This is a genomic window from Marinobacter sp. EhC06 (genome assembly GCF_001650915.1).
GTDB lineage: Bacteria > Pseudomonadota > Gammaproteobacteria > Pseudomonadales > Oleiphilaceae > Marinobacter.
The window spans coordinates 936,307-950,106 of record NZ_LXYO01000023.1 but is presented as its reverse complement, the minus strand read 5'-3'; the positions used below and the strand labels follow the sequence as shown (position 1 = coordinate 950,106).

Below are 13,800 nucleotides of genomic sequence, written 5' to 3'. Positions count from 1 at the left end.
GGGCATCGCCTTCAGAGCAGGCCCTGGGATTCCAGATAGCCGGTTACCGACTGATAGACTTTCTCGGCATTGGGGGATTGCTCGGCGTATTTCTTCCACTGGTCCCGGGCAATGGTGCGGAACTTCCGGCGCTCTTCCGCCGACCAGTCATGAACGGTGATATCAGGATTGTCACGGGCTTCCCTGACGGCCTTCTTGTCCGCCATGGCCAGCTGGGTACTGATATCCTGGGCGAAGTCCCGGGCCGAGACAGTCATGATTGTCTGAATGTCCTCGGGAAGCTTTTCCCAATCTTCCAGGTTCATGGCAATTTCGATCAGCGGCAGGGAGTGGAAGCCTGGGTACACCGGATGCGGGGCAATCTCGTGCAAACCGGCTTCGTGGTTGGTGGAAAACACCGTGTAGTCGGCAGCATCAATAACACCCTTGCTCAGTGCGGTGTAGACCTCGGAACCTGGCAGGTTCACTGGCGCTGCCCCGGCGGCGGCAAACACCGACTGCACCAGACCTTCCGGTGCACGCATCTTGAGGCCTTTGAGGTCCTCCACACCGTCCAGCGGTTTCTTTGAAACAAACGACTCCAGGCCAGTGCCTCCACCGCCAACAAACTTCACGCCATAGGGCGCGTAGAGCTCGTTCATCAGCTCATAGCCACCACCATAATTGATGTAATCGATGAGCTGGTCCGGGCTGGACCAGGCGCCCACGGCATTGCCAATTAGCCCGAACGCGGGATCCTTGCCGGAAAAATAACCGGTAACCGATACATGGCCATCCAGGACACCCATATTCATGGCACCGAGAGTTTCGGTATGGCTTACCACACTGCCCACGGGCAGCAGATCAATGGCAACACGGCCACCGGTCATTTCTTCGACGCGGTCAGCCCATTGTTGCTGAATCTCGAAGTTCTTGACGCCAGAGGGATCGGAGGACTGGAACTTGAAGGTGTAGTCCGCCGCGAAGGCGTTAAAGGCAAGTGCAGCTGACAGTAGGCCAGTCGCGAGTCGGGTCGGGAACATAATCGCGTCTCCTGATTGTTTTTGTGCCGGCATATGTTACCGGTAACATGGGAAGCGTATCGAATTCGGAAACCACTTACAAGGGTGTTTTTTGAACAGGAAACAGCAGGGAATAAAAAACCGGCCTGCCAGATAGCAGACCGGTGAAACGTCAGGGTTTGCGACGTGCTAAAACCTGAGATCGCACTCAGGAGACGCAAGGAATGTCCGAATTCCCAACGTCACCTTTGTGAGTCCTGTATTCGATAAAAGTTCCGGGGCAGATCATTTTTTGATCAGATTTTCGGGTTTCACTTACACAGGGTCGCGTTCAGATCGTCCCTGTCGTGCAATGCTGGCCGATACTTCTCTCTCAGAGCCATCACACGCTCACGATACGCTGGCGTCAGGTAGGGAATTTCCAGGGTGAGCACCTGGTAGATGCCCTGCTTCAGTTCGGTAAGCGTGAGGCAGGCAGATTCCTCGGCCGCATGGGCCGTTTTCAGGAACGCCATCCAGTTGGTAATCACCAGCCACACATTCAATGACATGGCCGATCTCAGGTCTTCTTCCTGGGGTTCAATAATGCCCGCTTCCGCCAGCTTCTCGAAGATGCGACTGATTGATGCCAGGCAGCGGTTGGTGAAATCACGATAGTCCTGCCGCAGCCTCTGGTCGCTGTCCAGAAGGTACTCGAGGTCCCGGTGGAAGAACCGGTAACTCCAGAGACCGTCAAAGACCGACTCCAGATAGAAGGTCATGTCGTCCAGGGTCATAGCCCGGTCTTCCGGAATATCCAGATAGAAATCCACCAGTTTTTCGTATTCCAGGAAGATCTCGTAAATGATGTCGGACTTGTTGCGGAAGTGGTAATAGAGGTTGCCCGGCGAGATGGCCAGGTGTGCCGCAATGTGATTGGTGGTGACGTTGCGCTCGCCCCGTTCATTGAACAGCTCCAGGCTGGAGAGCAGTATCTTGTCTCTTGTCTTCATAGACCCGTCGGCGTTTGTTGTTGTAGAGCTCACAGATGGCCTGATTCGCCATCCGCCTCCGCTTGACTCACTAGAGTATATACTCTAATAATACCCTCAGACGCAAATTGAACACTTTTTCGCCAGTCGTTCAATAACGGAAATAACAGGCCGCCGACGGACTCTGATCGGGGCCAAAGAGGAGAAAGCATCATGGGAGCCACTGTCGTCCAGCTCACCGAGAGCAAGAAGCAGATCCAGCACACCCACCGTGTGTTTGAGGACCAGAAAAAGGCGTTTCGCAACAATCCCATGCCCTCCCTGGCCGAGCGGCAGGAGAATCTGAAACGCCTCAAACGGGTGCTGCTGGGCAACCAGGATCGGCTGCTGGAAGCCATTGATCGCGATTTCAGCTGCCGCTCGAAAGACGAATCCCTGATTGCCGAGGTCATGCCGTCGATCCAGGGCATCAACTACACTCTGAAAAACCTCAGCGGCTGGATGAAGCCATCTAAACGCCACGTATCGGTGCTGTTCCAGCCCGCCAGCAACAAGGTTCACTATCAGCCCAAAGGTGTGGTGGGTGTAATCGTGCCCTGGAACTACCCCTTGTATCTGGCGGTAGGCCCGCTGGTCGCATCCCTGGCCGCGGGCAACCGGACCATGATCAAGATGTCGGAGTACACACCCCATACCTCAGCCCTGTTCAAGGAACTGATCGAAGCCAGCTTCCCGGAAGACCTGGTCTCGGTGATCAATGGCGAGGCCGACGTGGCGGCAGACTTCTCTTCGCGGCCGTTTGACCACCTGCTATTCACCGGCTCCACGTCGGTAGGCAAGCTGGTCATGAAGGCGGCGGCAGAGAACCTGACACCGGTCACCCTGGAGCTGGGAGGTAAGTCCCCGGCCGTGGTCTCGCCGGACGTGCCAATGGAAGACGCCGCCCAGCGCATTGCCTTCGGCAAGGCGTTCAACGCTGGCCAGACCTGCGTGGCGCCAGATTACGTGCTGTGCCCCGCCGACCGGGTACAATCGTTTGTTGACGAGTTCCGCGCCCGCTTTTCCGAGATGTATCCAAGCCTGCGGGACAACGACGATTTCACTGCCATCATCAATGAGCGGCAATACGATCGACTGCAGGGTTACCTTGAGGACGCCCGGCAGAAAGGCGCCGAACTGGTGGAGATCAACCCGGCCCGGGAAAGTCTCAAGGATGGCACCCGCAAGATCCCTCTGACGCTGGTTCTGAAAACCACGCCAGACATGAAGGTGATGCAGGATGAGATCTTTGGTCCGATTCTGCCGGTCGTCAGTTATGGCGGGCTGGACGAAGCCATCCATTACATCAACGACCGCCCGAGGCCGCTGGCCCTGTATTTCTTCGGTTACGACAAGACCCAGCAGCAGCATGTGGTGGATAACACCCACTCTGGTGGCATGTGTATCAATGATTCGCTGATGCACGTGGCCCAAGACGATCTGCCATTCGGTGGTATCGGCGATTCCGGCATGGGGCACTACCATGGCCGCGAAGGGTTCCTGACCTTCTCCCATCACCGGGCGATTTTCACCAAGCAGAAGTTCAACAGCGGCAAGTTTGTCTATGCGCCCCACGGGACGACTGCGCACAAATTGGTTTATAAGTTCTTTATCCGCTAAATCCTTTGCCTTCGGTCCTCGGGGCCGGCTGAGGCGGGTAGGGGCTTTCGGGACACGCCGTGGATACGTCCATGTAGGCTTGAGCAAAACATCCCTGTTTTGCACAGTCCCGCAACCCCCTACCCGCCTCAGCCGATCAAGCTTTTTGCAGGCACCAAAATAAAATAATAAGAGACGGATCCATGAATGATCATCCAACTTCTTCCCATTCTCGTGATTTCACAAACATCGACCGCCGAAGCTTTCTGAAAACCGGACTGGGCGGTGCCCTCTTCCTGGGTACCGTCAGTGTCACCGCCGGGCTAAGTGGTTGTGCCACCGAGCCGGCAGGTCGGCTGAGTGCCGTTGGCACCCGGATGGACGCCAGCTACCAATTCCGGTTTTTGAACGAGGATGACATTGCCCTGTTCGAGGCCCTTCTGCCCGCCATGATTGGCCCGGGCTTGCCAGAGCAGCCCCAGGCCAGAAACATGGCGATTGCCGGGACCATTGAACGTATTGATGCCGGCATCCACAAGTTCGGACCGGCCAACCAGAAGGAACTTCGGCAACTCTTTGATCTGCTGAACTTCGGGCTTACCCGGGTGACCGTAGCCCGGGTCTGGTCCAGCTGGCCGAACGTAACTACAGAGGAAGCGGATGCGTTTCTGGAGCGCTGGCGCACCAGCCGCATCGGGCTGTTCAACAATGGCTACATTGCCCTGACCAAGATCAGCAACGTGGCGTTTTACGGCTATCGGGACTTCTGGCACCTGTCCGGCTATCCCGGGCCGCCGCAATATGCAGTCGACGCCTTGCCACAATTCCAAAACGCCTGATTACCAGCTGATCTGACGGAGCCAAGCATGTCATTAACCGATCGTATTGCCCGGGGCCTGGAATCAGGCTGGAAAGTCACCGATGGTGCTCACCTGACGGAAAACCTGACCAAGGAAGCCGACGTTGTTGTTATCGGAACCGGCGCCGGTGGTGGCACCACCGCCGAGATTCTGGCCCGCAGCGGATTGTCCGTAATTCTGGTTGAAGAGGGCCGGTTGTATTACCAGAAAGACTTCAAGATGGACGAGCAAAGCTCCTATGCCAACCTCTATCAGGAAGGCATGAGCCGGGTAACCCGGGACGGGGCGATCGCCATCTTGCAGGGCCGCTGCGTGGGCGGCTCCACCACCGTGAACTGGACCAGCAGTTTCCGCACACCGGCTCCGACCCTGAATTACTGGGCCGACCAGTTCGGACTGGAAGAACTCCGGCCAGACGCCATGGCTCCCTGGTTCGATGGCCGTGAGGAACGCCATTCCATGGCACCCTGGCAGGCAGACCCCAACGTCAACAATGACATCTTGCGCCAGGGCTGCGAGAAACTGGGCTACAGCTGGCAAATCATTCCACGCAACGTCAAAGGTTGCTGGAACCTGGGCTATTGCGGCGTCGGCTGCCCGACCAACGCAAAACAGGGCGCCCTGATGACCACCATTCCGGGGGCGCTCGATAACAACGCCCGGCTATTCCACAGCCTGCGCGCCGACCGACTGGTAATGAACCAGGACCAGATCGACCATCTGGAAGCTTCTGCGTTTGCCGATGATGGCGTCACCCCGACCGGCATCAAGGTCAATCTCAAAGCCAGACACTTCGTGGTCGCCGCCAGCGCCATCGGCAGCCCCGGCCTGCTACTTCGCTCCAACATCCCGGACCCGCACCAGCGGATCGGCAAGCGTTCGTTCATCCATCCGGTCAACGCCACCGTCGCCCAGATGCCTCAGCGCGTCGATCCGTTCTATGGCGCGCCCCAGTCCATCTACTCGGACGAATTCAACTTCCGCAACGGCGTCGACGGCCCGGTTGGTTACAAACTCGAGGTACCACCGCTGCACCCGGGCATGTCCAGCGGCGTCATACCCGGCCATGGCGAAACCCAGATCAACAACATGGCCGGCCTGCCCCACATGCAGTCCGTCATCGCCCTGCTCCGGGACGGCTTCCATCCCGAAAGCCCCGGCGGCACGGTCTCCCTCCGCGACGACGGCAGCCCGGTACTGGACTACCCGGTCACCGACTACCTCTGGACCGGCATCCGCGAGGCCTTCCACACCATGGCCGAAATCCAGTTCGCCGCCGGTGCCGACAAAGTCCGCCTGATGCACTTGGATTCCGACTGGTACACCAACTGGACCGACGCCAAAGCCGCCATCGACCAACTCCCCATGGCACCCCACCGGGTCCGCCTGTTCACAGCCCACCAGATGGGCGGCTGCGCCATGGGAAGCAATCCGCAAGATTCGGTCGTCAACGGCTTTGGCGAACACCACCACGTCAGCAATCTGAGCATCCACGATGCCTCCATCTTCCCCACCAGCATTGGCGCAAACCCGCAACTGTCGGTTTATGCTTTGGCAGCCAGAAACAGCACCAGGCTTGCGCAGAGACTTAGCATCACCTAGTACCAATGTCGGGGAGGCAGGCTCCGTTGCTAGCTCGCATATGTGCCGCCCCTCCTCCCGGGAATGTCGAAGGCCATGGATGGCCTGAGCCAAGCGCACAGGGATGTGCTTGTAGCGTTTCCCGGGAGGAGGGGCGGCACATATGCAACACACGAAGTCGCGACCGCCTGGAACAGAGTCCCGGACTACAGCACTCAGGATGATCCTGATATCCTGTTTGCCTTAAACAAAAGGAGCTGTGCATGTCCAAAGTCATCTATCCGGGCACCTTCGATCCCATCACCAACGGCCACACCGACCTGATCGAACGTGCCGGCAGAATGTTTGATGAAATCGTCGTTGCCATCGCCTACAACCCCAAGAAACAGCCACTTCTCGATCTGGAAGAACGCTGCGAATTGGTCCGCCAGGCAACTGCGCACCTCCCCAATGTCACCGTCACCGGCTTCAGCAACCTTCTGGCCGATTTCGTCCGTGAACAGGGCGCCACTGTGATCCTCCGCGGCCTTCGTGCGGTTTCTGATTTCGAATACGAGTTCCAGCTGGCCGACATGAACCGCCGGCTCGCGCCCGAAGTGGAAAGCGTTTTCCTGACACCGGCCAATCACCTGTCCTACATCTCCTCCACCCTGATTCGGGAAATCGCCTCCCTGGGCGGCGACGTTTCGGAATTTGTCGATCCAGCGGTAGAGGCTGCCCTGAAAAAGAAGTTCAGCTGAACCTGTTGCCACAAAAAAGCCCCGATCAACGGGGCTTTTTTGTGGCAGTAAACCAGGCTTCAGAGCAACGGGGGCAAAGGGATTTCCACCCCGTTCACGTCCAGCATCAGGTCTTTCATACTGGCATCAAGCACCAGCCGATCACCTTGCTGAACCAGCAATCCCTGTTTGATCAGAGGCGCAAGCTGCAGCTGGAATTCGGGATACTCCTCCGCGAGCGCAAGTGGCAGGCTGAGATCCATTTCGCCGGTCAGCCGCTGCATCACCATCAGCATCTCGCCCTTCTGATCCGCTGTCAGCTCCGGATGGGAAATCCGGGCACTGCCTTCAACCACACCTTCCGGGGTGGTGACGGTCAGTTCCGGGAAACCAATCGAAAAGCCAGCAGCGGCGAGGTCACGCAGGGCCGTGTTTACCTGCTGCATCGCAGCCATCTGCTGTTCGAACTGCTGAGGACCTCCCGAGGCCTGGCTGAGGGCCAGGGTCTGCAGCGATGACAGGCTCTCGGTAAGCCCACTCCAGGCCGCCACATCCAGCCCTGACAATGCGAACACCAGTCGCTGCGGTCCGTACTGTTCATCAGCCGTTGAAACGCCGCCAACCTCGAATGCCATCCGCGAATCCAGACGCTCGCCATCATTGACTGACTCACTGCTGCTACGCACCGAAATCTCCTTGAGCGTAAAGGCCGCGTCCGCAGTCGGTGTCACAGCAACCGAGTCCACCACAATCTCGCCAGAGCCGGTCCAGACCTCACCCGTGAGATGGCTCATGGTCTGCTCGAGGCGGAAGTCACTAACCCGAATATCCACATCCGGACCAGACAGGGTTAAGGCCGGCCAAACCATCAGGGCATCCGCGTGCGAGCCTGCATCACTGATCCCAACTCTTGCCAGGCCGCCACTCGAAGCGAGGGTTTCCCCAGTATCCGCGTCAGTTACGCTCATCTGGGGCGCTTCGAGCTCAAGTACTGCAGTGCCCCAGAGTCGGGTTTCCAGAGTCAGCCTTGGCTCCTCGCCGGAAGACCAGTCCAGATCCCCTGAAGACCAGCCTCCCTCGGGCTCAAAATCCATCAGGCTGCCGGTTACCCCATGGGTCACCGTGGCACGATAGGCAAACTGCCGGGATTCTCCGGTTTCCGGGTTCCTCAGGTTGACCGAACCATTGAACCGGGCACCGAGAATGCCCCTCTGGTAGTTATCAGTTTCCATACGAAGGAACGGTTGGGCACTGTTCACCTCCTCCGTTGCCTGCTGCCACTGCTGTTCAGTGACGTACCCCACGACCCAGGGCAGGCCACCGGCCACAGCCAGCACACCGGCGCCGGCAATCATCCATTTGGCATTCAAACGCGTTCTCCAATTCAGGAATCAGGTCTTTCCGGTCAGCCTTTCCAGCAATACGAGCTGGGAGGCCAGGCGCTCTTCGTCGTCACCGGGCTGGTTCTGGATATAGCTGCCGTCCGGTTGCAGTACCCAGGACTGGCAGTTATCGGCCAGGTAGGTATCAAGATCTTCCCTGACCCTGGCAGCCAGCTCAGGATCATCCAGGGGGAAAGCGGTTTCAACCCGGCTAAGCAGGTTCCGCTCCATGCCATCGGCGCTGGAACAATACACATCCGGGCGGCCATTGTTGCCGAAGTAGTAGACCCGGGTATGCTCAAGGAATCGTCCGATGATGGACCTTACCCGAATGTTCTCGGAGAGGCCCGGCACTTCCGGACGCAGGCAGCAGATACCGCGGATAATCAGATCGATTTTCACACCCGCCTGGGAGGCCCGGTAAAGCGCCTTGATCAGCTGGATCTCGGTGAGCGCATTGAACTTGAAGATAATCCGGCCTTTCTCGCCATAGCCGGCTTCGCGCTCAATCAGGCTGAGCAGGCGCGAGTGCAGGGTGAATGGCGAATGGAAAAGTTTTTTGATCTTCAGAGCCTTGCCCATGCCCGTCAGCTGCTGGAACAGCTTGTTGACGTCGTCGCCGATGGACTCGTCACAGGTCATGAAACTGTAATCGGTATACAGGCGGGCATTGCCCGCGTGATAGTTACCAGTGCCCAGGTGGACATAACGACGCAGCCGCCCCTCTTCGCGACGGACAATCAGGATCATCTTGGCGTGGGTCTTGTAGCCGACCACGCCGTAGACCACGATCACCCCGGCCTCCTGCAGCCGGCTGGCCAGCTCCAGGTTTTCAGCCTCGCTGAAACGGGCCCGAAGCTCGATAACGGCAGTAACCTCTTTACCACGGCGTGCGGCATCTGCCAGGGCTTCCACGATTTCCGAATCTGCCCCGGTACGGTAGAGGGTCTGTCGAATTGCCAGAACCTGGGGATCCTTGGCGGCCTGACGCAGCAGATCGACCACCGGACTGAAATTCTCATAGGGATGCAGCAGCAGGATCGGGCGCTTGCGGATCGCGTCGAACATCGATTCCTTGCTGCGGATCTGCTTGGGAATCGACGGCGAAAAGCCGGAATAGGTCAGATCCGGCCGGTCCACCAGCCCACCGACCGCCATCAGCCGGGTCAGGTTGACCGGGCCATGCACCTGGTAAAGATCCCGCTCGGTCAGGCCGAACTCCTTGAGCAGGAACTGCACCAGTTCTTCCGGGCAGTTGTCAGCAACCTCAAGACGCACCCCATCACCAAACCGGCGGCTGAGCAGCTCACCACGAAGGGCCGAGGCCAGGTCTTCCAGGTCGTCCTCAAGCTCAAGGTCAGCATTTCTGGTCAGCCGGAACTGATAGCAGCCTTTCACCTCCATGCCGGGGAAAAGTTCATCGGCGTGGGCGTGGATCATAGACGACAGGAAAACGAGGTTCTCGCCACCGTTGCAGACATCATCAGGCAGCCGCACCAGACGCGGAAGGGAGCGGGGAGCCGGCACAATCGCCATGCCGGTTTCCCGGCCGAAGGCATCCTTGCCATCCAGTTCAACAATAAAGTTCAGGCTCTTGTTGACCAGGCGTGGAAACGGATGTGACGGATCCAGTCCGATGGGGCTGACCACCGGCAGGATTTCCTCTTCAAAATAGGTTCGCACCCACTCCGCCTGCTCCGGCGTCCACTCCCGACGACGGACGAAATGAATGTTCTCCTGCTCCATCTCGGGAATCAGCACATTGTTCAGTATGTCGTACTGTTCGCGGATGTACTCGTGGGCAACACGGCTGATTTCCGCCAGGGCCTGGTCCGGCATCATGCCATCGGCACCAACCGTTTCGCGGCCGTATTTCATCTGCTGCCGCAGACCTGCCACGCGGATCTCGAAGAACTCGTCCATGTTGCTGCTGAAGATGCAGCAGAAAATCAGACGGTTGATCAACGGGTGGGTCGTATCCAGCGCCTGCTTGAGTACCCGGTAATTAAACTGCAGCTGGCTCAGTTCCCGGTTAAAGTAATTTTCATTGGCATCCAGGTTGATTTCCTCACCAACCGGAGGCACATCTACCGGCGCAGGCACACTCCGGTCATCCCCTGCCGTCTGATTCTTCGCCGTTTCCGTTGTCATGGTTCCTCGATTCCAGTGTGTTCGCCACTACCGGCGAATGATTTGCTTGGCTTATCCGTGCCGCTGATCCCGCATCAATCGCGCCGCGCGCACGGCGAAGTAGGTCAGAATACCGTCGGCTCCGGCTCTACGCATGGCCATCAGGCTTTCCATCATCACCGCATCGCCGTCCAGCCAGCCATTCTGGGCCGCAGCCATGTGCATTGCGTACTCGCCGCTGACCTGGTAAACGAATGTCGGTACCCGCAATTCCGTCTTCACCCGGTGCACGATATCGAGATACGGCATACCGGGCTTGATCATCACCATGTCCGCGCCTTCGGCCAGGTCCATCGAGACCTCATGCAATGCTTCGTCACCGTTGGCAGGATCCATCTGGTAGGTGGCCTTGTTCCCCTTGCCGAGATTGGCGGCCGAGCCCACCGCGTCACGAAAAGGCCCGTAATAGCTTGATGCGTACTTGGCAGAATAGGCCAGGATCCGCGTGTTCACATGGCCACCGTTCTCCAGGGCTTCGCGAATGGCACCAATTCGCCCATCCATCATGTCTGACGGTGCCACCACATCGGCGCCGGCGTCGGCATGGGAAAGCGCCTGATTGACCAGCGCCTCGACGGTGACGTCATTGAGAACATAGCCGTCGTTGTCGATGATGCCGTCCTGGCCATGGGTGGTGAACGGGTCCAGCGCCACGTCTGTAATTACACCCAGTTCCGGCTGGGCTTTTTTCAGAGCGCGAACCGCTCTCTGGGCCAGACCGTCCGAATCCCAAGCCCCGGAGCCGGACAGGTTCTTCTTCTCAGCCGGCACCACCGGAAACAGGGCAATGGCCGGGATACCCAGTTCCACCAGCTCCGCGGCCTGCTCCACCAGAAGATCAATGCTCAGACGCTCCACCCCCGGCATCGAAGGCACCTTTTCCCGCTGGCCCTCACCCTCCAGCACGAACACCGGATAGATCAGGTTGTCCGGCGTGAGCTGGTTTTCCCGAACAAGGCGACGGGAGAACTCACTGGCCCGGTTACGGCGCAGACGGGTGGCGGGAAAAGCACGGGGAGTCGGAATCGGCACTGACAACCTCCTGAATGGCTGAACAAAAAGTCTGATGGACCGTCGCGGCATTCGCCGGGCGCCCTTTGCGCCATCATACACGGCCAACGCCGCTGGTTGCAGACTCCCTCAGCAGGATAAAGCGATTAAATGACAGGCTGATTACCGGATCGAATCCAGCGCCTGGGCACGAATCCGTTCGGTTTCATTGAAGTGGCTGGCTCTGAGCCGCTCCAGCGCTTCCCGGCGCTCCGGCTCGGCCAGCCCAGAGGACAACAACCGGTCCCGCTCGCTGGCGTAGGCCTGCCAACGGCGATCCCAGGCCTTTTGCTCCTGATCAAGCCGGGCCAGCCTTTCCGCCGCGGCCTCACCAAAAGCCTCCTGACGCCAGGCCGCAAGCGCCCCGGGATCATCTGCCAGCGCCCGGCGTACCTGTTCATAGTCCGCAAACCGGCGGGTTTCCTCCCTGGCCTTCCGGAGAGGTTCCGGCAGAGAAGACTCGGCCTGGCGCAAAGCCTCGGCCTTCTGCTCGTCGGTCAGACTGTCGTCGCTTGTGATCCTGAGTTTTTCAATCTGGAAACGGTCCACCGCCTCATCGTCGGCAAAGAAAGCGTCCGCAGTGTCAGCATCCAGCCAGGTCCGGCGCAGGGCCTGGATCTCTGCCATCCTCCGTTGCATTTCCCTGGCGCCAAGTCCGGACACCTCTCCGTAGCTCTGTTCCAGATCAGAAACAGCCAGTTTGTATTCCAGGTAGTTTCCCAGGGTTGCCAGGGCCTGGGATCTCGCCGGCTCATCCAACACCGACAGAGCCGTCTCAATACGCGCCACCAACTGTTGCAGCGATTCCTCTCCCAGAGCTGACAGGAAATACTCGAACAGCTGCCGAAGATGGGGGGTCGGAATGAGATTGCCGAGACGGTCCGTCCGGTCCCAACCGTCCGGGACCGACGTGCCTGCCAGCGAGGCCGGCAACTGCTCGGGAATACGGACTGAAGAGGCGTTGTTGACGAGGTCGGACGGTGCCGCAGCGCCCTCATCCTGGCTTACGGATATCGGGGGCTCGTCAACAGGCGCCGAAGCAACCGGGTCGTCAACGGCGACCGGGTCTGCAGTCATCCTCCAGAAGCTGCCGACAGCTGCTATGATCAGTAGCAAAACAAGGAAAAGACGGATGCGAGGCTTCATTACCAAAGAGGTGTCCGGATTATCGGGTGACTGGCGATTTGCCCAGGCTAACGGCGCAAAATGATAATGAAAGAGGATAAACGACGCTGACAGGTCATACCGAGACAGGGATCAAAAACGGAGCCGGGGCGGAGTGCCCCGGACTGCCGCCTTTACGTTCAGAGGGAGCGGTTGTTAAAACCCACTTCCACCTTGCGCGGTGTATCAGAACGGAAGGAAGTATCCACTTCCTGGATCTTTCCGCCCTGGCTCAGGAACGCCTCAATGTCTGCCTGCAACTGTGCACGAACGCGGGCACGGCCGGCTATGGAATGGTTGTCGTCACTGTCGCTGGTCCAGCTTCCGGACTGCTCCAGGTTGCTTTCGTCGAATTCACTCATAATCTTTTCTCCATCAACGAAAACAGATGGTCGAGTGCTGCGACCCCACAGGGAACCTCACTCCGTATCGACGAACGACCGCCTGCGGCTTCGTCTTGGCGTCTTTATAATCTGCTTTTTGTGACCACGCTATTTACTGGCAACGACTTTTTTGTAAATTTTTGTAACGAGCAACAAGCAATTGAATTGCATGCGGAAATTTTATATTCGTCTGTGGTTCAAAAAATTGACACAAAGAATGAATAATGATTCACTACTTATAGGGAGCCGGAATGGCCTATCGAGAAACGGAGAAAATGCGCCAGCGTAAGGCCGAGGCGCGAAAACGGATCGTGGACTGCACCTATCAGTGCGTGGCCGAGGGCGGTTTCAGAAGCGCGCGGGTGACCCGTATCGCCGGCTTGGCCGGCGTTGCCACAGGAACTATCTACCGGCATTTCGAGTCCAGAGAAGACCTGTTCGCCGAAATTTTCCGACTGGCGACCCAACGGGAAGTCGACAAGGTCGCCGAGGCCCTCGCATCCGGCGGAAACGGCGCCGAACGGCTGGAGCGGGCGCTGAAAGGCCCGCAAATGGCCTGGTCACTGATCGCCGAGCCGGTGGACCCAAAAGTGGAAGAGGAACGACTGGCGTATCGCAAGGCCTACGCCAACCTGTTCGAGAAAGCGATCCGCGAGGGCATTGACGAAGGGTGCATCCCGGATCAGGACGCTTGCCAGAGCAGTACATGCCTGGTCGGCGCCATCGCGGAAAGCCTGGTTGGTCCACTGTCACCAACACAGACCACCCAGGAAAACAGCGCAACAGAAGACAACAATGACCCGCTGGTCAATTCCATCATCCGCTTTTGTATGCAGGGGTTAACCGGCACCAGGAGGTAGC

General features: G+C 58.4%; 12 protein-coding genes. 5 read left to right on the top strand and 7 right to left on the bottom strand.

Going from position 1 to position 13,800, the window contains the following annotated elements; all coding sequences use genetic code 11:
• Window positions 1-11: 11 nt before the first annotated feature.
• Complete coding sequence (locus A8B84_RS14155; RefSeq protein ID WP_064229779.1) at window positions 12-1,022, bottom strand: TRAP transporter substrate-binding protein; 1,011 nt, start codon at window positions 1,020-1,022, stop codon at window positions 12-14.
• Between the two features lie 290 nt (window positions 1,023-1,312).
• Entirely contained in the window at window positions 1,313-1,993 is a 681-nt protein-coding gene (locus A8B84_RS14150) for a TetR/AcrR family transcriptional regulator (RefSeq protein WP_064229778.1), read from the bottom strand.
• Between the two features lie 192 nt (window positions 1,994-2,185).
• On the opposite strand from A8B84_RS14150, the gene A8B84_RS14145 reads away from it, so the two are divergent.
• The 4 genes from A8B84_RS14145 (at window position 2,186) to coaD (ending at window position 6,791) form a co-directional block, all read left to right on the top strand.
• A complete protein-coding gene (locus A8B84_RS14145) occupies window positions 2,186-3,631 on the top strand; it encodes a coniferyl aldehyde dehydrogenase (RefSeq protein WP_064229777.1) in 1,446 nt (481 codons plus the stop codon).
• Between the two features lie 182 nt (window positions 3,632-3,813).
• Entirely contained in the window at window positions 3,814-4,449 is a 636-nt protein-coding gene (locus tag A8B84_RS14140; protein WP_064229776.1) for a hypothetical protein, read from the top strand.
• Between the two features lie 27 nt (window positions 4,450-4,476).
• Entirely contained in the window at window positions 4,477-6,072 is a 1,596-nt protein-coding gene (locus tag A8B84_RS14135; RefSeq protein WP_064229775.1) for a GMC family oxidoreductase N-terminal domain-containing protein, read from the top strand.
• A 242-nt stretch (window positions 6,073-6,314) separates the two neighbouring features.
• On the top strand, window positions 6,315-6,791 hold the full coding sequence (coaD, locus tag A8B84_RS14130) for a pantetheine-phosphate adenylyltransferase (RefSeq protein WP_062786015.1): 477 nt from the start codon (window positions 6,315-6,317) through the stop codon (window positions 6,789-6,791).
• Window positions 6,792-6,850: 59 nt separating this feature from the next.
• Here coaD and A8B84_RS14125 read toward each other — a convergent pair whose 3' ends face one another.
• From A8B84_RS14125 to A8B84_RS14105, 5 genes are all read right to left on the bottom strand, one after another.
• On the bottom strand, window positions 6,851-8,140 hold the full coding sequence (locus tag A8B84_RS14125) for a DUF945 family protein (RefSeq protein WP_064229774.1): 1,290 nt from the start codon (window positions 8,138-8,140) through the stop codon (window positions 6,851-6,853).
• A 21-nt stretch (window positions 8,141-8,161) separates the two neighbouring features.
• The gene (ppk1, locus tag A8B84_RS14120; protein WP_064229773.1) at window positions 8,162-10,303 is read right to left on the bottom strand and encodes a polyphosphate kinase 1; all 2,142 of its coding nucleotides are present in this window, start codon (window positions 10,301-10,303) and stop codon (window positions 8,162-8,164) included.
• 51 nt (window positions 10,304-10,354) lie between these two features.
• A complete protein-coding gene (gene hemB / locus A8B84_RS14115) occupies window positions 10,355-11,374 on the bottom strand; it encodes a porphobilinogen synthase (RefSeq protein ID WP_064229772.1) in 1,020 nt (339 codons plus the stop codon).
• 141 nt (window positions 11,375-11,515) lie between these two features.
• Window positions 11,516-12,469 (bottom strand): lipase secretion chaperone, encoded by a 954-nt coding sequence (locus tag A8B84_RS14110; RefSeq protein ID WP_227512841.1) that lies wholly within the window; start codon window positions 12,467-12,469, stop codon window positions 11,516-11,518.
• A gap of 227 nt (window positions 12,470-12,696) precedes the next feature.
• Window positions 12,697-12,918: a hypothetical protein gene (locus A8B84_RS14105; RefSeq protein ID WP_064229770.1), complete on the bottom strand. Its 222-nt coding sequence runs from the start codon at window positions 12,916-12,918 to the stop codon at window positions 12,697-12,699.
• Window positions 12,919-13,190: 272 nt separating this feature from the next.
• Between A8B84_RS14105 and A8B84_RS14100 the strand changes: the two genes are divergently transcribed.
• Entirely contained in the window at window positions 13,191-13,799 is a 609-nt protein-coding gene (locus A8B84_RS14100) for a TetR/AcrR family transcriptional regulator (protein ID WP_064232336.1), read from the top strand.
• Window position 13,800: the final 1 nt, after the last annotated feature.